The organism is Anaerostipes amylophilus (genome assembly GCF_025567365.1).
GTDB classification, from domain to species: Bacteria; Bacillota; Clostridia; order Lachnospirales; family Lachnospiraceae; genus Anaerostipes; species Anaerostipes amylophilus.
The window spans coordinates 137376-160110 of sequence record NZ_JAOQJG010000001.1; the positions used below are offsets into that span (position 1 = coordinate 137376).

Annotated in this window: 24 protein-coding genes, 1 tRNA gene and 1 pseudogene; 5 read left to right on the top strand and 21 right to left on the bottom strand. The window is 37.3% G+C overall.

Annotated features, from left to right (window positions below; translation table 11 throughout):
• Positions 1–46: 46 nt before the first annotated feature.
• The 14 genes from OCV53_RS00690 to OCV53_RS00755 form a co-directional block, all read right to left on the bottom strand.
• Entirely contained in the window at positions 47–409 is a 363-nt protein-coding gene (locus tag OCV53_RS00690; protein WP_055196271.1) for a heavy-metal-associated domain-containing protein, read from the bottom strand.
• A 143-nt stretch (positions 410–552) separates the two neighbouring features.
• Positions 553–726 (bottom strand): FeoB-associated Cys-rich membrane protein, encoded by a 174-nt coding sequence (locus tag OCV53_RS00695; protein ID WP_081019858.1) that lies wholly within the window; start codon positions 724–726, stop codon positions 553–555.
• A 100-nt stretch (positions 727–826) separates the two neighbouring features.
• The gene (gene feoB / locus OCV53_RS00700; protein ID WP_055196272.1) at positions 827–3013 is read right to left on the bottom strand and encodes a ferrous iron transport protein B; all 2187 of its coding nucleotides are present in this window, start codon (positions 3011–3013) and stop codon (positions 827–829) included.
• Between the two features lie 100 nt (positions 3014–3113).
• A complete protein-coding gene (locus tag OCV53_RS00705) occupies positions 3114–3338 on the bottom strand; it encodes a FeoA family protein (protein ID WP_055196273.1) in 225 nt (74 codons plus the stop codon).
• A 93-nt stretch (positions 3339–3431) separates the two neighbouring features.
• Positions 3432–3641 (bottom strand): FeoA family protein, encoded by a 210-nt coding sequence (locus OCV53_RS00710; protein ID WP_022374088.1) that lies wholly within the window; start codon positions 3639–3641, stop codon positions 3432–3434.
• 143 nt (positions 3642–3784) lie between these two features.
• Entirely contained in the window at positions 3785–4072 is a 288-nt protein-coding gene (locus tag OCV53_RS00715; RefSeq protein ID WP_022374089.1) for a DUF2325 domain-containing protein, read from the bottom strand.
• 98 nt (positions 4073–4170) lie between these two features.
• Positions 4171–4602: a flavodoxin gene (locus OCV53_RS00720; RefSeq protein ID WP_055196274.1), complete on the bottom strand. Its 432-nt coding sequence runs from the start codon at positions 4600–4602 to the stop codon at positions 4171–4173.
• Positions 4603–4667: 65 nt separating this feature from the next.
• On the bottom strand, positions 4668–5279 hold the full coding sequence (locus OCV53_RS00725) for a DUF3793 family protein (RefSeq protein WP_055196275.1): 612 nt from the start codon (positions 5277–5279) through the stop codon (positions 4668–4670).
• A gap of 165 nt (positions 5280–5444) precedes the next feature.
• The gene (gene dnaK / locus OCV53_RS00730) at positions 5445–7178 is read right to left on the bottom strand and encodes a molecular chaperone DnaK (protein WP_055196276.1); all 1734 of its coding nucleotides are present in this window, start codon (positions 7176–7178) and stop codon (positions 5445–5447) included.
• Between the two features lie 49 nt (positions 7179–7227).
• On the bottom strand, positions 7228–7974 hold the full coding sequence (locus tag OCV53_RS00735) for a J domain-containing protein (protein WP_022374935.1): 747 nt from the start codon (positions 7972–7974) through the stop codon (positions 7228–7230).
• A complete protein-coding gene (locus OCV53_RS00740; RefSeq protein ID WP_022374936.1) occupies positions 7967–8812 on the bottom strand; it encodes a DUF5685 family protein in 846 nt (281 codons plus the stop codon). The genes OCV53_RS00735 and OCV53_RS00740 overlap by 8 nt, the downstream gene beginning before the upstream one ends.
• A 1-nt stretch (position 8813) precedes the next feature.
• Entirely contained in the window at positions 8814–9239 is a 426-nt protein-coding gene (locus OCV53_RS00745) for a zinc ribbon domain-containing protein (RefSeq protein WP_022374937.1), read from the bottom strand.
• A gap of 152 nt (positions 9240–9391) precedes the next feature.
• Positions 9392–11338, bottom strand: coding sequence for a penicillin-binding transpeptidase domain-containing protein (locus OCV53_RS00750; protein WP_055196277.1), 1947 nt, complete (start codon positions 11336–11338; stop codon positions 9392–9394).
• Entirely contained in the window at positions 11328–12125 is a 798-nt protein-coding gene (locus tag OCV53_RS00755) for a carbon-nitrogen hydrolase family protein (protein WP_055196278.1), read from the bottom strand. Before OCV53_RS00755 ends, OCV53_RS00750 begins: the two co-directional genes overlap by 11 nt.
• Positions 12126–12322: 197 nt before the next feature.
• Here OCV53_RS00755 and OCV53_RS00760 point away from each other — a divergent pair.
• Both OCV53_RS00760 and OCV53_RS00765 read left to right on the top strand, forming a co-directional pair.
• Positions 12323–12395: transfer RNA gene (locus OCV53_RS00760), tRNA-Lys, on the top strand.
• Between the two features lie 169 nt (positions 12396–12564).
• On the top strand, positions 12565–13737 hold the full coding sequence (locus OCV53_RS00765; protein WP_022374940.1) for an AI-2E family transporter: 1173 nt from the start codon (positions 12565–12567) through the stop codon (positions 13735–13737).
• 52 nt (positions 13738–13789) lie between these two features.
• Here OCV53_RS00765 and OCV53_RS00770 read toward each other — a convergent pair whose 3' ends face one another.
• The 3 genes from OCV53_RS00770 to trmB all read right to left on the bottom strand — a co-directional run bounded on the left by OCV53_RS00770 (position 13790) and on the right by trmB (position 16726).
• Entirely contained in the window at positions 13790–15577 is a 1788-nt protein-coding gene (locus OCV53_RS00770) for an ABC-F family ATP-binding cassette domain-containing protein (protein WP_055196279.1), read from the bottom strand.
• Between the two features lie 4 nt (positions 15578–15581).
• Entirely contained in the window at positions 15582–15899 is a 318-nt protein-coding gene (gene trxA / locus OCV53_RS00775) for a thioredoxin (protein ID WP_055196456.1), read from the bottom strand.
• 182 nt (positions 15900–16081) lie between these two features.
• Positions 16082–16726 (bottom strand): tRNA (guanosine(46)-N7)-methyltransferase TrmB, encoded by a 645-nt coding sequence (gene trmB, locus OCV53_RS00780; RefSeq protein ID WP_055196280.1) that lies wholly within the window; start codon positions 16724–16726, stop codon positions 16082–16084.
• Positions 16727–16846: 120 nt separating this feature from the next.
• Here trmB and OCV53_RS00785 point away from each other — a divergent pair, with 120 nt between their 5' ends.
• Both OCV53_RS00785 and OCV53_RS00790 read left to right on the top strand, forming a co-directional pair.
• On the top strand, positions 16847–17296 hold the full coding sequence (locus tag OCV53_RS00785) for a CYTH domain-containing protein (RefSeq protein ID WP_081019860.1): 450 nt from the start codon (positions 16847–16849) through the stop codon (positions 17294–17296).
• 472 nt (positions 17297–17768) lie between these two features.
• Positions 17769–18092, top strand: coding sequence for a hypothetical protein (locus OCV53_RS00790; protein ID WP_055196281.1), 324 nt, complete (start codon positions 17769–17771; stop codon positions 18090–18092).
• A gap of 232 nt (positions 18093–18324) precedes the next feature.
• On the opposite strand, the pseudogene OCV53_RS00795 reads toward OCV53_RS00790, so the two are convergent.
• A pseudogene (locus OCV53_RS00795) lies at positions 18325–18867 on the bottom strand (AAA family ATPase); the annotation flags it as partial.
• Positions 18868–19440: 573 nt separating this feature from the next.
• Here OCV53_RS00795 and OCV53_RS00800 point away from each other — a divergent pair.
• Positions 19441–19773: a hypothetical protein gene (locus tag OCV53_RS00800; protein ID WP_242852076.1), complete on the top strand. Its 333-nt coding sequence runs from the start codon at positions 19441–19443 to the stop codon at positions 19771–19773.
• Between the two features lie 241 nt (positions 19774–20014).
• Here OCV53_RS00800 and atpC read toward each other — a convergent pair whose 3' ends face one another.
• Genes atpC through atpG form a run of 3 tightly spaced genes read right to left on the bottom strand, consistent with a single transcriptional unit; the run spans position 20015 to position 22724 of the window.
• Entirely contained in the window at positions 20015–20419 is a 405-nt protein-coding gene (atpC, locus tag OCV53_RS00805; RefSeq protein WP_055196283.1) for an ATP synthase F1 subunit epsilon, read from the bottom strand.
• A gap of 8 nt (positions 20420–20427) precedes the next feature.
• On the bottom strand, positions 20428–21831 hold the full coding sequence (atpD, locus tag OCV53_RS00810; protein WP_055196284.1) for a F0F1 ATP synthase subunit beta: 1404 nt from the start codon (positions 21829–21831) through the stop codon (positions 20428–20430).
• A gap of 32 nt (positions 21832–21863) precedes the next feature.
• Entirely contained in the window at positions 21864–22724 is an 861-nt protein-coding gene (gene atpG, locus OCV53_RS00815) for an ATP synthase F1 subunit gamma (RefSeq protein WP_055196285.1), read from the bottom strand.
• Positions 22725–22735 lie beyond the last annotated feature (11 nt).

Here is a 22735-nt window from a genome sequence, read left to right on the forward strand (position 1 = left end):
AGCACTTTTTATTTCTTCACAGATTTCAAAAGTGCTTTTTTACTGTCTATGAAAGTGATACGACTTTATATCCAGCTTCTTCTACTGCATTTCTAAGCTCAATATTACTTAATTCACGATCGTATGAAATGATTGCTTCGTTATCTTTTAAAGATACTTTTGCAGAAGCTCCAGGAACTTTATTGATCGCATTTGTCACATTGTTAACACAATGCTCACAAGTCATGCCTTTGATCTTCATGATCTTTGTTCCCATCACAGGACCATCTAAATGTTTCTCTTTTGCTTTCTTTATACTGCCTGATCCACCGCCACAGCAAGGACTTTCTCCCTGCATATGTTTCTTTGTCTGTTTGAGTGCAAAAACTGCAATGACAATAAGGATCAGTACAATAATAATATCTGCCATTTTATGTTATCCCCTTTTTATTATTTATTCAGTAACTTTCGGATCAGTTTATAAAGCTGATATCCGATCACTCCGATAAGATATAATCCAATGAAAATTGCAAATACATAAAACATAGAACCTGTTGAATTTCCCATTGTTAACTACCTTCCCTTTTTCTTGGCTGATGGATCATTTACCTGAAAACTGCTGCATCCAGAGCAGCCTGCACAGTTGCCTCCACATCCACCTTGTTTCTTCTTCTGCACCTGTTTATAAATAATAAATACACAATATGCGATAATGAGTAACAATAAGATAATACTTACTGGATTCATAACTATCCCTCCTTTATATCATATCTTTTTTATATGAAATTCTATAAGCAAGAAGCCGGATGCTTATACATCCAGCCCCTTTTATTATATACCATCCAGACTATGCCTGAACAGATCTCTTTGAATATACTTTCTGATCTTTGTATGGATCTGGTCTAAATAACAGGAATAACATGATCAGTAAAAATACGATACCAACTGCTGTTCCTACTGTAAATGCACCACCCATTGCGAATGATCCGATCTGATATACGATCAGTGTAACCACGTAAGCAAATACATTCTGGAAAAGGATTGCAAACCAGAACCATTTTCTAGACTGCAGTTCTTTTGCCATTGTTGCGATCGCTGCTAAACATGGAGAGTCTAACAAGTTGAACAGTAAGAATGAGAATGCTGCTGCTGCTGTAGGGAACCATGTTCTTACTGCCTGTGCTACTGTAACAGCATCTTCAGATGCATCTCCAGATACATTTGCAAGGACACCCATTGTTGTAACGATAGATTCTTTTGCTGAGAATCCAGATAAAGAAGCTGCTACTGCTTTCCAGTTACCAAATCCAAGTGGTTTAAAGATTGGTGCGATTGCTCCACCGATCACTGCTAATAAGCTGTTTGCTGGGTCTTCAACTGCTCCAAAGGAACCTTTCACAAATCCATATCCACTTAAGAACCACATAACAACACAAGCTAAGAATAAGATTGTTCCAGCTTTGATGATAAATCCTTTTAATCTTTCCCATACATGAAGTAATACTGTCTTAACAGATGGGATATGATACTGTGGAAGTTCCATTACGAATGGAGCTGGTTTTCCTGAAAATGGTTTTGTCTTCTTTAAGATGATCGCTGCAATCAATACAGCTACGATACCAACAAAGTACATACATGGTGCAACTAATCCACCAGCTTCATAGCTTCCTGTTGCATAACTTGTCATAACACCACCCATCATAGCGATAACTGGAAGTTTTGCTCCACATGGGATGAATGTTGCAGTCATGATCGTCAGTCGTCTGTCATTATCCTGTTCAATTGTCTTAGATGCCATGATACCAGGAATTCCACATCCTGAAGAAATTAATAATGGAATGAAAGATTTACCTGATAATCCAAAGTGTCTAAATACACGGTCCATTACGAATGCAATACGTACCATATATCCACAATCTTCTAGGATAGATAAACATAAGAATAATACAGCCATCTGTGGTACGAATCCAAGGACAGCTCCTAAACCACCAATAATACCATTAACGATCAGATCCTGAATTACCGCACTAGCACCAACTCCTGCCAATAAGTTCTCTGCACCTTTCTGAAGCATTTCAGGTACAAATACATCATTTACCCAGTCAGTCATCATAGTACCAATTGTTGATATAGATAAATAATATACTGCAAACATAATTGCAACGAAGATTGGAATACCTAAGATACGGTTTGTAACGATCTGGTCAATCTTATCAGAGATTGTTAATTTCTCTCCGCTCTTCTTCACTGTTGTAGATACGATCTTCTGAATGAACTGGTAACGTCCATCTGTTACGATACTTTCCATATCGTCATCTTCCGCTTTTTCGATCTTTGTTCTGTTGTCTTCTACAACTTTTGCATCATTTCCTGAAAGTGCTACGCTCTCTGCGACTTTGCTGTCATTTTCCAGGAATTTTACTGCATACCATCTTCTCTTGTCTTCAGAGATAGAATATGGAAGTACATTCTTAACTTCAGCAATTGCTGCTTCTAAGTCTTTTGAGAAAATCTCTTTTGGAAGATCTACTGTATTCTTCTTAGCAACTTTGATTGCTTCATCTACAACTTCATCAAGACCATTTCCTTTTAATGCGGATGTCTCAACGATCGGACAGTTTAATAACATAGAAAGACGTTCTGTATCAATTTTGATTCCACGTTTCTCTAATAAGTCTGCCATATTTAAAGCGATGACAACTGGTACGCCAGTTTCGATCAGCTGTGTTGTCAGATATAAGTTTCTCTCGATGTTTGTTGCATCCACTAAGTCGATGATAACATCTGGATTTTCATTTAATAAGAAGTCTCGACTGACTACTTCTTCTAGTGTGTATGGTGAAAGAGAATAGATACCTGGAAGGTCAGTGATCGTAACGTCTTCCCCTTTTCTCTTTCCTTTTAATTTACCTTCTTTTTTTTCTACGGTAACACCTGGCCAGTTACCAACATACTGGTTAGCTCCTGTCAGGGCATTGAACATGGTAGTTTTACCACAGTTCGGGTTACCCGCGAGTGCGATATTAATAGCCATTTCTTTTTACCTCCCTGGGGAATTACTTTCCTCTTAAATAATAGCTTTTCTAGATATTAGATATTACTAACTTTTATTAGATGCTACTAACTCTTATGTATTAGGCTTCTCTAACCAATACACACTGAGCATCGTTCTTTCTTACAGATAATTCGTATCCTCTGACTGTAATTTCAACAGGATCTCCAAGTGGTGCTACTTTACGAATAAAGATTTCGCTTCCTTTTGTGATTCCCATATCCATAATACGACGTTTGTAAGCACTGTCTCCGTCAATCTTAGCAACTACAACTGTGCTTCCAACTGTTGCGTCTCCTAAAGTCATGGTCATATCTCCTTTCTTCTCATTATCATTGTTTAAAAATCTATTCTGCATTTATGACTATTTGTAACTCATAAACACAATATAACAGGCATATTAAACCATAATATGTCTAGCCATATCCTTATTAATTGCAACTCTGGAGTCTTTGATGTTCACAATCACATTTCCTCCGATTGCTGATAAAACAGTTACTTCTGCTCCCTGTACAAAACCAAGATTTGCAAGAAATCTTCTTGTTTCCTCATTTCCACCGATTCTCTGAATCGTACATGTTTCTCCAATTCCAACCATAATTAAAGGCATGATATTATCCCCTTTTCTATGTTTTATCTTATTACCGTTAGTTCTAACTATCTTTTGTTAGTTCAGACTAATTATCTTTTACAGTTTGTTAGTATATGCTAACTTTCATGTGCTGTCAAGGGGTTTTTGCATTTTTTTCTCATTTATGCAATTTCACAATGCTGTTCTAAGATTTCTGTAAGTGCTGCCTGACTGCTTGAGTGGCTTCTGACAACTTCGATATTTTTGTTCTTTGCTTCACTGACTGCACAACGTACCATTTTGTGTGATACCGTATTTGTAAATAATACAACAAGATCTGGATTTCCAATTTTTTTATTTAAGCATGATGGCATCTGAGTAAATATTTTTGCCTTGCAGTTATGTTCTTTACAAATTGTACGATACTGACGTACCATACGATCATGTCCTCCAATGATCACAATACTCATTTTTATATTCCCTCCTTCTAAATAATCTGCTGTTTTTAATACAGCCGGACATATACTCCATACGTCCGGCCGTGTATTTTTATTCTTTATTTGTAAAATTAAATTGCTGCCAGCTGTTTACCCATGGCTTTTAATTCGTCCTGAGCATCAGCATCTGGAGCTTCCTGGCAGATCGTATCTTCTCCACCGACAACTGTTGCTCCGGCTCCTTCCATCTGCTCTACCCAGTTTCTCATCCATTCTCCGTCTCCCCATCCGTAAGATCCGAATAATCCGATTGTTTTTCCTGAAGCGAATCCACAAACTTCTTCAACAAATGGTTCCATTGTTGATTCTTCTAACTGTTCAACTCCCATAGATGGGCATCCAAGTGCAAATGCGGCTGCATCTTTTAAATCTGCTGCACTAATATCGTCTACAGAAACAACTTTTGCTTCAGCTCCACCTTCTCTGATTCCTTCTGCAACATATTCTGCCATCTCTGCTGTATTTCCTGTTCCTGTCCAAAATGCAACGATTACTTCGCTCATGACTTATCCTCCTAATGATCATCTTTCTTTTTGTTCTTGTTTGAGTGTTTTGGTTTTTATTTTAGTTAAGCATACTTCGGTGTCCGATAATCTGTGTACATGTCAACAAGTTCTTTGAAACTTTTTCCGTATTCCACAAGTTTTACCATTTGGAAACGAACTTTATCATAAACCTCAAAGACCCTCTTTGTCTGGGAAAGGTTATCATAGACTTTCCAGTAACTACAATATAAACAATTTTGTCCGTGATTTTTGATAAATCCGATCACATCACATAATGGATATCCGAGAATCAAGCCAAGCTCATGTGGAAAATCCGCCTGCCCTGCTTTATAAAGCCTGTAACGATTCTTAAGTGTATAAAGGATATTTTGAATCTGAAAGGATGAATAGCCGCAGTGTTTTAAAAATCTTTGATTTTCTGGATCCATCAGATACTGGTTGACCTGCTGTTCACGATACAGCAGCCAGAGACATTTTCCATTCCCTGAATAGATCAGTCCACATTTGATCTCACTTCCCGCAAGTGACTGAATCAATTCTTTTGAATCAATATAGTCGAGAGTTACTGCATTGGATGGCTTTAATCCCGCAAGCACAGGTGCACAGTGCATCGCCATCTGCATCTGCATACATTTTTTCCATTTTACCTGACTTAATTCTACTTGATATCTCATCGGTTCCTCCTTGGGTTAGTCTTAACTAACTATCTGCATCATACACCCTTATGATGCATTTGTCTATAGTAAAAAATGAGAAGATTTATCACTACATTCCTTTGTAGTAATTAATCTTCCCATCTTTATATTTTTTATTCTGTTTATTTTTTATTCTGTTTTGAATTATCCGATCAGTTGATCTAAACGATCATATGCTTCTTTGATCGCTCTTCCTTGTTCTTCTGTAATATTCTGTGGTTTGATCCGCTTCATAGAATGTTTCAAGTCGCTGATCGCTGATTTTAATTCTGATTTCTGTTCTCTTGATAATTCTTTTTTATGCTGGGCTAAATATGCTTCTCCTTTGTACAACATATTTTGCCCTTCATTATAACTTTCGATCGCGTCACGTTTTTCCTGGTCTTCTGATTCATACGCTTTTGCATCTTCCATAGCTCGTTCAATATCTTTATTAGACATATTAGAACTTGCTGTGATCGTGATCGATTGTTCTTTACCTGTTGCAAGATCTTTCGCTGATACATTCAGAATTCCGTTTACGTCAATATCAAATGTTACTTCAATCTGTGGAACTCCTCGCATGGCTCTCTTGATTCCTTTTAATTTAAAGGTTCCAAGTACCTGATTATCTCTTGCCATGGCACGTTCTCCCTGCAAAACCTTAATTTCTACAGTTGTCTGAAAGTTCATTGCTGTTGTAAATATCTGGCTGTATCTTGTCGGGATCGTAGAATTTCGCTCGATCAGTCTTGTAGCAACTCCACCTGCTGTCTCTATGGATAAAGAAAGTGGTGTGACATCCATTAATAAGATTTCATTTAATCCAGCTTCTCCTGCGATCTTTCCACCCTGGATCGCTGCTCCTAAGGCTACGCACTCATCTGGATTCATGTTCTTGCTCGGCTCTTTTCCAGTTAGCTGTCTGACTTTCTCAGATACTGCTGGCATTCTTGTTGAGCCACCAACTAAAAGCACCATATGCAGCTCATTTGTACTGATTCCTGCATCCGATAATGCCTGATGAACTGGCCCTGCTGTCTGTTCGATCAGATCTGCTGTCAACTCTTCAAATTTAGCACGTGTTAACGTAATATCCATATGTTTTGGGCCATCATTGCCTACAGCGATAAATGGAAGGTTTACCTGTACTGTCATAGAAGATGAAAGTTCTTTTTTGGCCTTCTCTGCTTCTTCTTTGACTCTTTGCATTGCTGTCTGATCTTTGGACAGATCGATTCCTTCTGTTTTCTTAAATTCCCCGATCAGATAATTCATCACTCTCTGGTCAAAATCATCTCCACCCAGATGATTATTTCCTGCGGTTGCCAATACTTCAACTACACCGTCTCCGATTTCGATCACTGATACGTCAAACGTTCCTCCACCCAGGTCATAAACCATGATCTTTTGGGATACAGATTTATCAAGGCCATAGGCTAATGCTGCAGATGTTGGTTCATTAATAATACGTTCTACCTGAAGTCCCGCGATCTTTCCAGCATTCTTAGTTGCCTGTCTTTGTGCATCACTAAAATAAGCCGGAACTGTGATCACAGCTTTTGTTACTTCTTCCCCTAAATAGCTTTCTGCATCTTTCTTAAGCTTTGTTAATATCATTGCTGAAATCTCTTCTGGCGTATATTTCTTTCCATCGATCTTCACCTTTCGGTCAGTTCCCATCTGACGTTTTACAGATGCTACCGTGCGGCTTACATTGGTTACTGCCTGGCGTTTAGCTGGATCTCCGACTAAACGTTCTCCATTCTTTGAAAATGCAACGATCGATGGAGTTGTTCTTCCACCTTCTGCATTCGGAATAACAACTGGTACGCCGCCTTCCATTACGGCAACACAGGAGTTTGTTGTTCCTAAATCTATTCCGATAATCTTACTCATTGTTTCTTTCCTCCTAATTTATGCTGATCTATTTATCGGTCTATAAGGATCAGCACCAGTATCTGCCACCAAAACAACAGTTACACATCAGATTCAGCATACAGATCTTCATACACCAGTCTCCACCTGTAGAGTATGGATTCTGATAGGTGCTTTGTCGCTGCTGATACCAGGAACCATTTCCTTCTAACTGATTTAATAACATCTGATATTCATAGTTGTTTGGTTCCATGGAGACTGCCTGTCTGGCATGTTCCATGGCAGTCACGTTATTTCCAAGCCCTTGGTTTGCTGCTGCACTGTAATAATACCATCTGGCATTTCTTCTTGCTGGTTCCATTCCATCTAAGACATTTCTTGCCTCTTGATAATATCCATTCCTTACATAGTTACCTGCTGCTCTTAAATGAGTATCTTTTTCATATCCGGTTGTTGACTGTTGCTGCTGCCCACCGCCATTTGTATAATATCCACCAAAATTGCCAAAAATATCTTCAAATGGGTTCCATTCTCCATAAGGATTTCCCTGTTGGTTTCCATATGGATTTCCCTGACTTTGATAGCCACCACTCTGACCTTGATAACCTCCATAAGAACTCTGGCTGTATCCGCTTGTTTTTTCTTTCATTACCTGCTGATACGCCTGCTGGATCTGTTTAAATTTCTCTTCTGCCGCTTTGGGATTATCAAGATTTGCATCTGGATGATATTTCCTACTCAGCCTTTTATATGCTTTTTTTATTTCTTCTTCCGAAGCACCTCTTTGCACTCCTAGAATTTCATATGGATCAGACATTGTTTTCTTCCTTTTCTTTTTCTCTTTTCTCTCGCACCTGTTCGTATCGGTACCATACTCCGGAATATAAGACATTTCTTAAAATATCAATATCATCGATCAATGGTAGTTGTTCAAATGTCTTAGAACATTCTGCCATCATCATTGTCAGAATCTTATGGATGATATCTTCAAATTCCGGTTTCTTATATAATTGTTTCAGTGGATTGTAATTGTGATTCTTAAGATCATCTTCAATATCTTCGTATGCATCCATCAGATAAATAAATTTGCCAAGGAAAAATCCAAATCTTGACAATAATTCTTTCCATTCATCATCTTGATACAGCATGATCTCTGCCATGATCTGTCCAAACATTCCAGACATCTGATCGATATCCTGATTATCTTTTTGTTCCTCTTTTGAAAGTTCATCTAACAAATGACTGATCTTTTTCCACTTTTCTCTATAAAAATTTCTGGAAAATCCACTCTTGTGATATAAGATCTTCTCTAGTACAAGTTGTTTTAACTTACGGTCATCATTCCAATCATCTTTACATTTGTAATAAGTCAGAAGAATATTCATATGTGCAACATAATCAGTAATATCATTGACTCTTGTATCATGTTTCTGAAATGGATGTGTGATGCAACGTTCCTTGCTTCTTGTCGTTTCTGGTTCATAAAGACTTGTTAATACCATCAAAACAAAAGTCATATCATAAGATAATGTGATCTGGCCAAACTTTCCATAATGTTGTTTTAGTTTCTTGCACAAACCACAGTAATATCCGTGATAAACATCAAATTCACGAAATTTCATCTCTGGTTTATTGACAATGATATAGCCAAACATCTTAACTCCTCTTTATAAATGTTGTACGACACTTTGGACAACGCACTTCAATCTTTCCTTTTCCTCTAGGAATCCTGATCTTCTGTCCACATCCTGGGCACTTGTAGATATGATAATTCTTCATCTGCTGTGCATTATATTTTCTGTTACTCCAGAAACCACGCATATTAGATGTCTTGTTTAAAAACCATCGATTTTCTTCAGATCGCTTATAAATATTTCTGGAAAACATTCTGATATAGCAATAGATCAATAATGCTAATGCGATCCAATAAAAAATACGGCTTAATGAAACAACGCCGCCAAATACGATTCTTCCTGTAAATAGTGATAGTACGAATGCTGCTAAAATGATCTTCATCAAAAAGCGGTTCAGATCGTCATTTCCGTATCTTCCCTGCATAAACTGATTTAATTTATCTCTCATAGACGTTCTCCTTCTTTGATATCTGTTCTATTATAGATATCACATTTAAGTATAATGGTAATTATACGCAAACCACGTGAGAATAGCAATGAAATAGTTGTAAAGAAATTATAAAATAAAATTTATAATTGGAGTGAATGCCTGCAGTGATCTCACTGCAGGTATTCTTCTAGGATCTTCTTTGTTTTATTGACCACATATCCACTTCCGCCTCGTTTTTTTACATCTTCTGTCATGGATACCAGTTCCAGGGATTCTTTATATTCTGTCTTTGGCATGATCGTTACAAACCATCCAAGTTCTGTTCCCTTCGTGTCTGTCTGCGACTGCTTGATCTCTGCAGTTCCGGTCTTACCTTTTAGATCAATACCATCGATCTGTGCAGCATGTCCCGTTCCATTTGGATTGCTGATCACTTGTTTCATTGCATCATTGACTGTTTTTACTGCATCATTTGAAAATACATGTTCTCTTAATACTTGCTTTTTACTGCCTTTTTGTTTGATCAGATATGGATTTAGCATATTTCCTTTATTTGAAAATGCTGTATAGATCGTTGCCATATGTACTGGATTGACCATCATCTCTCCCTGCCCATATCCACTGTCTGCCAGCTGGATCTCTGACGTAAATCCTTCACTTCCATAAGATGATGCTGTTAGTCCGAATGTAAAATCCAAGTTTTTTCCAAACAAAAGATTATCAAACTGGTCTTTTAAAGTGTCTTTTCCAATCTTTAATGCTGCTTTCGCAAAATAAATATTGTCTGAATAGATCAACGCATTCCTTACATTGTGCCCACTATAGTCGTGCAAAGTCGTCACATAATATCCACCCCAGCTTTTATTCTTCTGCCAGCGTTTTCCACTATTGCCAAAGTCATCGGATGCACTGAATTTATTCTGGCTTAATCCTATCGCTGCAATGATCGGTTTTAAAGATGACCCTGGGGCAAAGATTCCTTTGAAACGATTCTGCATAGGGTGTCTTGGATCATTATTGATCTTATTCCATTTCTCCGGTGTCATTCCAAGGATAAATGCCTGCGCATCATAAGAAGGCGTGCTTACCAATGCTTTCACTTCTCCCGTTGTCGGATTCATTGCTACATGTGCACTCTTATCCTTTTTATATTGTTCATAAATGGATTTCTGAAGCTTACTGTCGATCGTTGTATTTAAACTTTGTCCATCAATCTGAGCTTTCACTGCCAGTAACTGCTTTTTCTGTCCATTGGCATCTACTATATATATCTCTAAACCATCTGTTCCACTGAGCTGCTTATTATAAAGCTTTTCAAGTCCTGCTTTTCCTTCCCCATTCTGCAGATATCCTACCAGATGGGCTGCGGATTCACCTAATGGATAGATTCTTCCTGTCTCTGTCGATATAATGATTCCTTTGACATCTAACAGATCACTGGAATATTCTTTTAATTTTACCAATGGAACAAAAGAATCTTTTGTTACCCATTTTTGTTCCAGCTTTTTTTGAATTTCTTCTTTGGAAATTCCAAGTTTCTTCGAAGCAAGTTTTACAGAATCAGAATCCATTTTTTTTGGCACAAACCCTACTGAATAGATCTTTCCCTGTATAGCAAGTGCATTCCCACTAGCATCTTTTATCGTTCCTCGTTTCGCATGTAGCGTCTTGACCCTTACTTTATCTTCCGCACCAAGTTGTGGAAAGATGACAGAATCATCCCATTCCATACGGTATCTTCTTCTTTCTTTTACAAAGATTGTTTTGTTATTATAAGATATAACTCCCGCATTTGTCCTCATTTTGACACGATAAGTAACGGTTGTTTCTCTCTTCTTGGACGTTACCACTGCTTCAAGTGTTTTCATTCCAATACCCTGATATATATTTTTATTCCTTTTTATAAATTCTTTCTTTGAAATTCCTTTTTGACTGTCTTTATCCAGAAGATCATACATCTTATCATATTCTCCATCTTCTGCATACGACATATATTTTAATAAAGTTTCTCCTGGATTCATTGCGATATTATTCTTATAAAATAATACAGCCCCCGCCCCAGCGAGCACTAGTGCAAATCCAATTGCTATATTTTTTACTATATTTTTACCATTCATATAGGTCCCGTCTCCTGTTTTCAAATACAGGATTTGCCTTTCTTACTATCTTGATCTGTTCTAGATCAATTGCAGCAAAAAGAAGTTCTTCTCGTTCCACTCCTTGATACAACCGATCACCATCTGGCCCAAATCCGGTGCTTCTTCCCATATAATGTTTTTCACTGTAATGGCAGCATCCAAGTACATACATTTCATTTTCAATAGCTCTTGCACGAAGAAGACTTTCCCATTGTATAAATTTATTCTCTCCCTTTACCCATGCTGATGGATAGATCATGACCTGTGTTCCTTTTAGTGCTTCATATCTTGCTGCTTCTGGAAATCTAAGATCATAACAGATTCCAAGTCCGAGCATGCCAATTGGTGTCTGTACTGGTTCAAAGAATCGATCTCCTTCTATTGTATCTCTCGATTCTTGCCACTTATATGCATTAAACAAATGTGTCTTATGATAATGTGCGATCAATTGTCCATTCTCATTGATCACTGCCATCGTATTATAATTCTTTGTTTCATCCACAGTTTTTTCATTCATTCCAAAAATGATCCACATCTTATATTCTTTCGCGAAAACTTTCATCTGTGATACAAAATCTCCGTGGAGTGTCTGTGCCTTTTCTATATATTTATGGTCCGCATCCGGATAATAATTCATAAAATATTCTGGAAATACGATCATTTTTGCTTTTTCTGCTTTGGCTCTCTTTATAAATTGTTCTGCTTTTCGAAGATTTTCACTCCAGTTTCCTGAAGATGTTGTCTGTGCGATTGCAATTTTCTCCATAATGATCGATCCCCTTTCCAGTCTTTAGGATACCATATTTCGTGCTTTTTTTGTACTTTTAATCACTTTGTTTAAATTACTTTAAAGATTTTATAAAATTTTTTTAAAAAAAATGAAAATAATGCTTGCATTTCTTAAAACATTCGTATATAATAAATCTTGCGTTAAGGAAGCGCAGTAAAAACTTCATAAGATATGCGTGATTAGCTCAGTTGGTAGAGCACCTGACTCTTAATCAGGGTGTCGAGGGTTCGAACCCCTCATCGCGTACTAAAGCACTGTTTTTGGTTGATATAGGTAGCCGGGGATGGTGTTTTTCTTTATGTAAATCTTTTCTTGTAACTATTCTAAGAAACGTCTATAATAAATACTACTACCCTATAAATATTACAACGCACATTTTGAATATATTGTATTTTACAATCTTAAGGAGCAGCTAATGGCAAATAATCACAAATTTGAATCAAATAAAAAATATTTTACAATTTCCATTTATACGACTGTCGTAATTCTGATCGGATGTATCATCTTCCGTTTTGTGACACAATGGTCTACAACTAGTAAACTTATTTCCCAACTATGGGGAATCTTATTTCCATTTTTTATGGGGTTTCTGATCGCCTATATTCTAAACCCAGTTGTTTCATTCTTTCAGAGAAATGTATCTGCAAGAATTTTAAAAAGCAAACCTGACAAACAACGTGGACTTGCTATTTTGATCAGTTATCTTGTTATGGTCGGTTGTATCATTATCTGCCTTCGATTTATCATTCCACAGTTATATGACAGTATCCGTGAATTATCTTTGATGATCCCTGATATTTATAACTCCATCATGTCGATGTTTGAGCAATATCGTGAAAACAGTACCGATATATTTCCTGACCAGATTGCTGATATGATCGAGACGAAAACTTTACCAAAGCTGTTTGAACTGACGAATAATCTTTTAACAAATATTGTTCCTATGCTTTATGAAGCTTCCATGTCATTTGCAAAGGGATTATTTAATTTATTTATTGCATTTATTGTTTCTATTTATATGACCATTGATAAATTTATTTTAAAATATGCTGGTAAAAGAATTGTTCTTGCAATCTTTAATGAAAACTTCTCTTATCGTGTATTACGCACTTTAAAAGATTGTCACAAAATTTTTTCTGGATTTATTATTGGAAAATCCATTGATTCTCTGATCATTGGTTTGCTTGCTTTTGTTGCAATGACAATATTAAAACTCCCATATACAGTGCTGATCAGTGTTATTATCGGAATTACAAATATGATTCCTTATTTTGGTCCGATCATTGGTGCTGTTCCAGGGGCATTTATTTTATTTATCGTAAGTCCGATGAAATGTCTGATCTTTATCATTATGGTCTTTGTTTTACAGCAGTTTGACGGATTGATCCTTGGACCTAAGATTCTTGGAGAATCCACGGGCGTACGTCCATTGTTGATCTTATTTTCTATTACAGTTGGCGGTGCTTATTTTGGTCCTTTGGGAATGTTCCTTGGAGTTCCGTTCTTTGCGACGGTTCAATTCTTGATCAAGAACTGGGTAGATTATCGATTGTATAAAAAGAAGATCAAAATAAAAAAAGAAGAGTAAAAGAAGAGGATTGCCTTATCTGATATTTTGTAAGTCAATCCTCTTTTATTTGTCATTGATTTGCTATCTGTTCTGCCAGATCATTTAAATATACCCAACGATCCATTTTCTCATCTAATTCCGCTTGTGCAGATTCTTTCTGCTCCGTCAGTTCTGCTAACTTTCCAGAATTCGTTGCATTTTCCATGATCTCTTCGTCTAACTGCTCTAACTTCTCTTCCAGTTTGGCGATATCATCATCGATCGTTTCAAATTCTTTTTGTTCTTTGTATGTAAATTTAAGCTTCTTTTGATGTTCTTTCTGGAATTTCTTTCCGTTGTTTTCTTTTTTCGCTGGTTTGCTTTTTTCTGGTTTGGCTGCAGGTTTTACTTTTTCAAGATAATCTGTATATCCACCTTCGTATTGTTTTAAATGTCCGCCTTCTTCAAATGCAAAGATACGGTTTACAATACGATCAAGGAAATAGCGGTCATGGGATACCGTGATCACGATTCCTGCGAAGGTATCCAGATAATCCTCAAGGATCGTTAATGTCTGGATATCAAGATCATTGGTCGGCTCATCAAGGATCAGAACATTCGGTGCTTCCATCAGTACTTTTAACAAGTAGAGTCGTCTCTGTTCTCCACCTGAAAGTTTATCCAGCGGTGTGTACTGAAGTTCTGGTGGAAACAGGAAGCGATCTAACATCTGGGATGCACTTGCCTGCCCTTTTGTTGTCTGGATGTATTCTGCAACATTTTTAATATAATCAATGACACGGATATCTCCAGTCATATCTTCATTCTCCTGTGCAAAATATCCAATCTTTACAGTGTCTCCGATCGTGATATTTCCTTCATCTGGCTTTAAAATCCCCATGATCATCTTCATTAACGTTGATTTTCCACATCCATTTGGTCCGATAAATCCGATTCGATCATCTCTTAGGAAAATATAAGAGAAATCGTTGATCAGATGTTTATCACCGAATCCTTTGGAAATGTGTTCTAACTCGATCGTTGTCTTTCCAAGACGGCTGCTTATGGAATCCATTTCGACATTTTGCTGCATAGATGGACCTTTGGCATTCTTAAGTTCCTCAAAACGTTCGGTTCTTGCTCTCTGTCTTGTTCCTCTTGCCTTGATTCCCTGCTTCATCCATTCCATTTCCACACGGAGTAAACTCTGACGTTTGCGTTCTGTCGCTAATTCCATCTCTTCACGCTGGACTTTTAATTCTACAAATCCTGAATAGTTTGTGTCATATTCGTAAAGCTTTCCTTTATCAATCTCTACAATCTTATTTGTGACGCGGTCTAAGAAATAGCGGTCATGAGTTACCATGATCAATACGCCGCGGAAGCTGTTTAAGAATTCTTCCAACCACAAAACCATATCGTTATCCAAGTGGTTGGTCGGCTCATCAAGGATCAGGACTTCTGTCGGATCTACTAAAGTTCTTGCAAGTGCAACTCTCTTCTTCTGACCTCCGGATAAATGATCGCATCCTTCGTCAAAATCATAGATTCCCAGCTTTGTAAGAATTGTCTTTGCTTCACTCTCTGTCTTCCAGTCCTGATGTTCTTTTCCATCCATCACATATTCCAAAATACTTTGTTTCTTCGGGAATTCTGGATTCTGCGGAAGATAGGATACACGGATTCCATTTCCACAGATGATCTGGCCTTTGTCTGGCTCATTGATCTTGGCGATAATTTTTAATAATGTAGTCTTTCCTGTACCATTGACCCCGATCACACCAATCTTATCACCGCTGTGGATTCCAAGAGATACGTCATCAAAAATAACTTTCTCTCCATAAATTTTGCTGATATGTTCAATATTTAATATATTCATCGTACTACTTTGCCTGACCGATCGCTTCAACTAATTCTTCTTTAGATACTGCACCGATCAGTTTTTTAACTACCTCTCCATCTTTGATCACTAAAAATGTTGGAACTGACATGATCTTGTACTGTGCCACGATATCCACATTCTGATCGATATCAAGCTTTCCAACCTTTACAGATCCTTTATATTCTTCGGCAAGCTGTGCAACGACTGGAGCCATCATCTTGCAAGGTCCACACCATGTTGCAAACATATCAACTAAGACTGGTACATCACTTTTTAATACTTCTTCTTCGAAATTTTCACTTGTAAATGTATATTCCATAATCATTCACCTATCCTTTGCTATTTATTTAAACATCGTTTTGCTTCTTCTAATGATTCATAAAATCTGCAGATCCATCGGTTTATACATGGATGCAAATATAAAAATAACTGGATCTTGCATCGAAACTTTCCTTGTTTCATGATTATATTACCACTTTTTGTTTATTTTATGCAATCCTTTTACTTTGCATGACGATATGCTACTAAACGGCAGATTGGATTTCCTTTGGCGGAGAATTTCTCTTCATATTCTGTCATGACATTTCCTTCATTATATTCACTATGATGAAGATCATATGTGTGATTTTCTAAGATCCATCCTGCTTCTTCTACCTGTTCTAAGGAGAAGTCAAACAAATCTTTATTGTCTGTCTTAAACATGACTCTTCCTTCTGGTGTCAAAATGTTATTGTATCGTTCTAAAAATCTTGTGGATGTCAGTCTTCTCTTTGCATGTCGGTCTTTTGGCCATGGATCGGAGAAGTTTAAGTAGATTCTGTCTACTTCATCTTTATCAAAAACTTCTTCAATATTCTCTGCATCCATACGGATCAGGCGAAGATTGTTCTGTTCAAAGTCTTCTAATTTCTCTACGGCTCTTACTAGCACGCTAGAATATTTCTCAATTCCGATATAGTTGATCTCTGGATTTCTTTTTGCCATTTCTATGATAAACTGTCCTTTTCCCATTCCTACTTCGATGTGGATCGGATGATCATTTCCAAATACCTCTGCCCATTTTCCTTTCTTCTGTTCTGGCTCTTGGATGGAAAACTGGTTTTCAATAATTGTTTCTCTCGCTCCTGGTACATTTCTTAAACGCATTTATATTCATCTCCTTTGTCTTTTTTCTCGAATCTTTGTTGATTATATCATAGACGATGGGTATAATAAAGAAAAAGTATGAGGCCTTAAGAGGCTTAGGATCTGCACTTCAAGGAGGAAATGCTCATGGAAATCGAAAGAAAATTTATCGTCCACAACTTACCTGATAATCTGGATTCTTATCCACACTCTGAGATTGAGCAGGGCTATCTTTGCATGGAACCTGTCATTCGTATCCGCAGGATGAATAAGCAGTATTTCTTAACTTTTAAGAGTAAGGGATTGATGGCTAGAACCGAACATGAATTTCCACTTGATAAGGCAGCTTATGAACACCTGCTTCCAAAGGTGGATGGGATTTTAATTTCCAAGACTCGTTATAAGATTCCGGATGAACATGGATTTATTATTGAACTGGATGTCTTTCATGGAGAGTATGAGGGACTTGTAATGGCCGAGGTGGAATTCCCTAGTGAGGAAGTTGCTGTGGAATATGAGGGGCCTGAATGGTTTGATGATGAGGTTACGTTTGATTCTCGGTATCAGAATAATAATTTGGCGAATAAATAATTGTTAGCCATAGGCTGTCGATGTATGTAGATAAACAATAAAATAACACCTTCCGTGAAACACGAATTTTATGACGGATTTTTTACAAGCCGCTGATTCGCCGGCTTTCCTTGCAAAACTCGCTTCGCTCAAACATTGCACCAAGCACGGCTGCGAGCTTGTAAAAAATCCTATAAAATTCTATCGTTTCACGGAAGGTGTTATTTTATTGTTTATCTACATACACTGAAGGGTATTGGTGGAAACTGTGTATTATTCACTATATTTGTTATTATAATATTTATTGTCATGTAAAATTCATGATAAAATTTACTTACAAAATTTTTCGAAAAATGATAAAATAGTCATATAAACCGAGTACGATTTACATGAAAAAAAGACTGTTTCATTCGAATGTTACCGAGTGAAGCAGTCTTTTTTCTGTCAGATTTACTTTAGTTTCTTTAGAATTATAAATTGGAGGTAAAGTGATATGAAACGAATTCAGAAAGCATGTCTTACACAAACGGTTATTTTCTCTAATCATAATGGGGAGACTACTGCTTATGCGCGTAAATTGATCGAGGAGGAATATAAGGCCGTAATATTAAGCGGTGATAATGAAAAGATTGCAAGTATTCTAAAATTAATATATAGCCGCAAGCAGGAACGTGCCGAACAGGGTAAAAAGCTTTCTTCTACTGATGAGAGGTATTTTAAATTAGCTGAATATATGCTTTTTTCCGAACTTTCGTTTGTGCTGAATGTTCCGAGAGAACATATAGAGCAGTACATTGCGGATATGATTGAGGCATAAATAATTTTATTATAAAAAGGACACTTTTGATTAAATTTCAAAAGTGTCCTTTTTTATCATTTATCTACCATGACTTTACATCGTTTCTTATAGCAGGCAATTCCGTAGTTTAATATTGTTTCATATCCTTCTTCTTCTAATTTCTGATCGTAGTGTTTTTCTTTGATCTGTTTTAGTGCCTTTTTGCATGCTTTGCAGAAATCTTTTAAGCGGTTTTCGTCTTTTCTTGTGGTTTTCCCTGTTTGGTAAGGTAGCCTGTTGCGAAAAGTACACTCCAGAGATTTTCGATCGTGCTGTCTAGTTCGTTGTATGTTAGTTCTAATCTGATTTCTTTCTGGATTGCTTTTCCTTCGATCAATTGCTCGATTTCTCTTCTTGTTTGTTGGTTTGCTTTTTCTATAAATCGTTTTACGATATAGTTTCCGCTTGTATTGATCCAGTATGGCTGTGGTGTTGCATCTGGTTCTATTTTTAATGCTCGGCAGTGATTGATCACATCCCATGGGCAGTAGATATCTGTATTTCCGAAGCGGTAACCGTCATACCATTTCTTTGTTTGTTCGAAAATTTCAAAGAAATATTTTAACATACTCATATTTAAGGATTTTCCGAATCTTCTTGTTCTTGTGAATAGATTGACTAAACCATGTTCATTTAGTAATTGTTTTATCAATCCTGTTTTATCTACATAGTAATAGTTTTCTTTTATCATATCTTCGAAGTTTTCAATTCCGATTGGAAGTTTCTTTTGCATGAGGTTCCTTCCTTTCCGCATTTAATCTTACCTTTTGTTCATATTTTACTATCTGGTTATTTTATATGCAACGCAAAATAACACTTATCTTTAGAAATCAAATAAGAAGATATACCCATATTCCCATGACTATATCTTCTCAAAATTTTCTTTTATTCCATTGTATCTACAATTTCTCTTCGTCATGGCGAATGTGCTTGCCTACTTCATTTACAAATAGTTGGACGGAGACGAGTAAAAGACAATCAGCCTAAGGAATAAGCTACCTTTGCCAAAACGGAATAGAAAAGCACCAGAGGGCCTAATCTCTGGTGCTTTTCGTTTGCCCTTACGGACTATTCATTTCATTCTGCCTACTGGCATTATAGCATACGCATTATGTAATACATTTGGAATATGTTTCCAAATGTATTACATAACACACTTGTTAATTTCTTGTTAATAAATACAAAATACAATTGACAAGAAATTAAATATTTCATACGATATAGTTAGTTATAAATAACTAATACTTAAGTGGAGGTAGGAATTAATGAAACAAATAATTAAAAAAGTGTTATATATATATATATGATATCTACATTGGTTTTATCTATGTTATTATCATCACTACAACGTGTATCTGCAGACGAATCAGAAAACATACCTAATTCACCTATTAAAGTTTTAGAAGAAAATATTTCTGATCAATCACTATATATAAAATATTATATGACGATTGATAATCAAAAATTTTTATACATTGAAAATTCAAAAATAGTCAATGGAGATTGGGTTACTAATACTTTAAAAACAAAAGTAGATGAAAATAATAATTTGATCAAATCTACTAAAGAAGAATATCAAACAAACTATCATATTTCTGATGAATCCATAGACAATATAGATAATAAAACTTTAACTTGGTCAAAACGTTGGGGGCATTAGTAATGAAAAATTTATTTCACAATAAAAGAATAAGGCATTTTTTTATTGTTGATGGAAGTTACTTATTATTTAATTTAATATATTGTTTAGTATTCAAATATAACTTTATCACTACACACACAATTATAATGTTTATTTTTATGAATATTTGTTTGTTTATTGGAACTCAAGATGAAGAATAATAAAAAGATTCTAAGCAACCAATCTGCCTAGAATCTTTTTACACATATTCAAATTTACTTTATGCTTTCAATCCCTTACGAACTAACGCTCTCTTAAGTGCCAACTCTGCCCTTGCAATATCAATATCTGCGCTCTTAGCTTCGAGTCTCTTTCTTGCTCTCTCTTCCGCTTTCTTTGCACGTTCAACATTGATATCTTCCGGCCATTCTGCGACTTCTGCCAGGATACTCATGGTTGTTTCTGTGACTTCCACGAATCCTTTTAGTAATGCCGCTTTCTTCTTGGTTCCGTCTTCTTCTGTGATCGTTAAGACTCCAGGTGCGATGATCATCGTCATCGGAATGTGTCTTGCGTAGATTCCGACTTCTCCTTCGGTTGTATTTAACTCAACGAATGTGACATCTCCTGTATAAAATGAGCGTTCTGGTGTAATGACTTCTAATTTCATTGTGTTTTCAGCCATAGGATCACCTACTTATTTCTTGCTGCAAAACGTTCTACAACTTCTTCGATGGTTCCTGCATTTAAGAACATTCCTTCTGGAATCTCATCGTGTTTTCCTTCTAAGATTTCCTTAAATCCCTGGATCGTATCGCTTAAGGATACATACTGCCCTGGTTTTCCTGTAAACTGTTCGGCTACGAAGAATGGCTGAGACAGGAATCTTTGTACCTTTCTTGCGCGGTCTACGACCAGTTTCTCGTCTTCAGAAAGTTCATCCATTCCTAAGATTGCGATGATATCCTGTAATTCTTTATATTTTTGCAGAATCTCCTGTACGCCTCGTGCGACTTTGTAGTGTTCTTCTCCAACAACTTTTGGATCTAGGATTCTTGATGTGGATTCCAATGGATCTACTGCTGGATAGATTCCCATTTCTGAGATTGCACGGGATAGTACGGTTGTCGCATCCAGATGGGCAAATGTTGTTGCTGGTGCCGGGTCGGTTAAGTCATCGGCTGGCACATAGACTGCCTGTACGGATGTGATCGATCCATTCTTTGTGGATGTGATACGTTCCTGTAAAGCACCCATCTCTGTCTGCAGTGTTGGCTGGTAACCTACCGCACTTGGCACTCGTCCAAGTAAGGCGGATACCTCGGATCCTGCCTGTGTGAAACGGAAAATGTTGTCGATAAATAATAAGACGTCTTTTCCTCCACGGTCACGGAAATCTTCTGCGATCGTAAGTCCAGTAAGCCCTACTCTCATACGGGCTCCAGGTGGTTCGTTCATCTGTCCGAAGACCATGGCGGTCTTGTCGATAACACCTGATTCACTCATCTCTGTGTAAAGGTCATTTCCTTCACGAGTACGTTCTCCTACTCCAGTAAATACGGAATATCCTCCATGCTCTGTGGCGATATTTCGGATCAGTTCCTGGATCAGTACAGTTTTTCCTACTCCCGCACCACCAAACAGACCGATCTTTCCACCCTTCTGGTATGGGCAGAGAAGGTCAACGACCTTGATCCCTGTTTCCAGAACTTCTGTCTCTGTAGATTGTTCTGAAAATTCCGGTGCTTTTCTGTGGATTGGTAAACGGTCGGCTCCTTCTGGTGCCGGTTTATTATCAATAGGATCTCCCAGCACGTTAAAGATTCGTCCTAAGGTTGCTTCTCCTACAGGAACGGAGATCGGTCCGCCTGTAGCCTGTGCTTCCATTCCACGGACTAATCCGTCGGTTGGTCCCATTGCGATACATCTTACGGTGTCATCACCCAGGTGCTGTGCAACTTCAACGACAAGTTTTCCGCCGTCTCTTGTCTGGATATCGATCGCATCGTTGATCTCTGGCAGGTTATCACTGCTAAACTTGATATCCAGAACCGCACCGATGACCTGTGTAATCTTTCCTGTACGATTATCTGCCATGTTATTTCCTCCTGCTTCTTATATCGAGTCCATCACTTCAGGGCCTCGGCTCCTGAAATGATCTCTGTTAATTCTTGTGTGATCGCTCCCTGTCTTGCTCGGTTGTATGCAAGTTCTAAGCTTGAGATCATCTCTTCTGCATTACTTGTTGCTGAATCCATTGCCTGCATTCTGGCTCCATTCTCACTCGCTACGGATGTGACTAAGGCTCCATAGATCATGCTGCAGATATACTTTGGAATCAGTAAGGATAAAGCTTCTTCCGGCTCCGGCTCAAAATTCATTGGAGCCTTGCTTTCTTTTTCTTCTTCCTTACTTTCTATATTGCTCTCAATCGGAAGTAATTTTACAAGTTTTGGTTCATGAACCACGGTATTTTTAAAATCTGTGTATGCCAGATAGATCTCACCGATCTCTCCATCTTCAAAAGCTTTTAGAAGTTTCTCTCCTAAGATTCTGGCATCATCATAGACTGGCTCGTTGATCATCTCTGAATCATCGGAAACGATCTCATACCCACGATGTTTTAACGTATCCATCGCTTTGTGTCCTACCGCATAGATCATGATATCTTCTTTGTTCATACCGCTGTCCCGGATCAGTTTCACGATATTGTTATTATATCCTCCTGCTAATCCACGGTTGGATGAAATGGTAATGATCCCTTTCTTTGTGGAACCATTTTCCTGTAAATACGGATGATTGATATTACCTGCCTTGGCAAGGATCGAGCTTACTGTCTCATACATCTTATTAAAGTATGCTTTGGACTCGTCTGCTCTCTGCTTTGCTCTCTGCAGTTTTACCGTGGATACCAGTTTCATCGCTTTTGTGATCTGTCCGGTACTTTCGACGCTGGCTTTTCGTCTTTTAATATCAATTATTGATGCCATGACAGATCACC

Excerpts from the sequence above, each read along its gene's own strand:
- OCV53_RS00690 (WP_055196271.1), bottom strand. The coding sequence starts at position 409 with ATGGCAGATATTATTATTGTACTGATCCTTATTGTCATTGCAGTTTTT.
- OCV53_RS00695 (WP_081019858.1), bottom strand. The coding sequence starts at position 726 with ATGAATCCAGTAAGTATTATCTTATTGTTACTCATTATCGCATATTGT.
- feoB (WP_055196272.1), bottom strand. The coding sequence starts at position 3,013 with ATGGCTATTAATATCGCACTCGCGGGTAACCCGAACTGTGGTAAAACT.
- OCV53_RS00705 (WP_055196273.1), bottom strand. The coding sequence starts at position 3,338 with ATGACTTTAGGAGACGCAACAGTTGGAAGCACAGTTGTAGTTGCTAAG.
- OCV53_RS00710 (WP_022374088.1), bottom strand. The coding sequence starts at position 3,641 with ATGCCTTTAATTATGGTTGGAATTGGAGAAACATGTACGATTCAGAGA.
- OCV53_RS00715 (WP_022374089.1), bottom strand. The coding sequence starts at position 4,072 with ATGAGTATTGTGATCATTGGAGGACATGATCGTATGGTACGTCAGTAT.
- OCV53_RS00720 (WP_055196274.1), bottom strand. The coding sequence starts at position 4,602 with ATGAGCGAAGTAATCGTTGCATTTTGGACAGGAACAGGAAATACAGCA.
- OCV53_RS00725 (WP_055196275.1), bottom strand. The coding sequence starts at position 5,279 with ATGAGATATCAAGTAGAATTAAGTCAGGTAAAATGGAAAAAATGTATG.
- dnaK (WP_055196276.1), bottom strand. The coding sequence starts at position 7,178 with ATGAGTAAGATTATCGGAATAGATTTAGGAACAACAAACTCCTGTGTT.
- OCV53_RS00735 (WP_022374935.1), bottom strand. The coding sequence starts at position 7,974 with ATGTCTGATCCATATGAAATTCTAGGAGTGCAAAGAGGTGCTTCGGAA.
- OCV53_RS00740 (WP_022374936.1), bottom strand. The coding sequence starts at position 8,812 with ATGTTTGGCTATATCATTGTCAATAAACCAGAGATGAAATTTCGTGAA.
- OCV53_RS00745 (WP_022374937.1), bottom strand. The coding sequence starts at position 9,239 with ATGAGAGATAAATTAAATCAGTTTATGCAGGGAAGATACGGAAATGAC.
- OCV53_RS00750 (WP_055196277.1), bottom strand. The coding sequence starts at position 11,338 with ATGAATGGTAAAAATATAGTAAAAAATATAGCAATTGGATTTGCACTA.
- OCV53_RS00755 (WP_055196278.1), bottom strand. The coding sequence starts at position 12,125 with ATGGAGAAAATTGCAATCGCACAGACAACATCTTCAGGAAACTGGAGT.
- OCV53_RS00765 (WP_022374940.1), top strand. The coding sequence starts at position 12,565 with ATGGCAAATAATCACAAATTTGAATCAAATAAAAAATATTTTACAATT.
- OCV53_RS00770 (WP_055196279.1), bottom strand. The coding sequence starts at position 15,577 with ATGAATATATTAAATATTGAACATATCAGCAAAATTTATGGAGAGAAA.
- trxA (WP_055196456.1), bottom strand. The coding sequence starts at position 15,899 with ATGGAATATACATTTACAAGTGAAAATTTCGAAGAAGAAGTATTAAAA.
- trmB (WP_055196280.1), bottom strand. The coding sequence starts at position 16,726 with ATGCGTTTAAGAAATGTACCAGGAGCGAGAGAAACAATTATTGAAAAC.
- OCV53_RS00785 (WP_081019860.1), top strand. The coding sequence starts at position 16,847 with ATGCTCATGGAAATCGAAAGAAAATTTATCGTCCACAACTTACCTGAT.
- OCV53_RS00790 (WP_055196281.1), top strand. The coding sequence starts at position 17,769 with ATGAAACGAATTCAGAAAGCATGTCTTACACAAACGGTTATTTTCTCT.
- OCV53_RS00800 (WP_242852076.1), top strand. The coding sequence starts at position 19,441 with ATGTTATTATCATCACTACAACGTGTATCTGCAGACGAATCAGAAAAC.
- atpC (WP_055196283.1), bottom strand. The coding sequence starts at position 20,419 with ATGGCTGAAAACACAATGAAATTAGAAGTCATTACACCAGAACGCTCA.
- atpD (WP_055196284.1), bottom strand. The coding sequence starts at position 21,831 with ATGGCAGATAATCGTACAGGAAAGATTACACAGGTCATCGGTGCGGTT.
- atpG (WP_055196285.1), bottom strand. The coding sequence starts at position 22,724 with ATGGCATCAATAATTGATATTAAAAGACGAAAAGCCAGCGTCGAAAGT.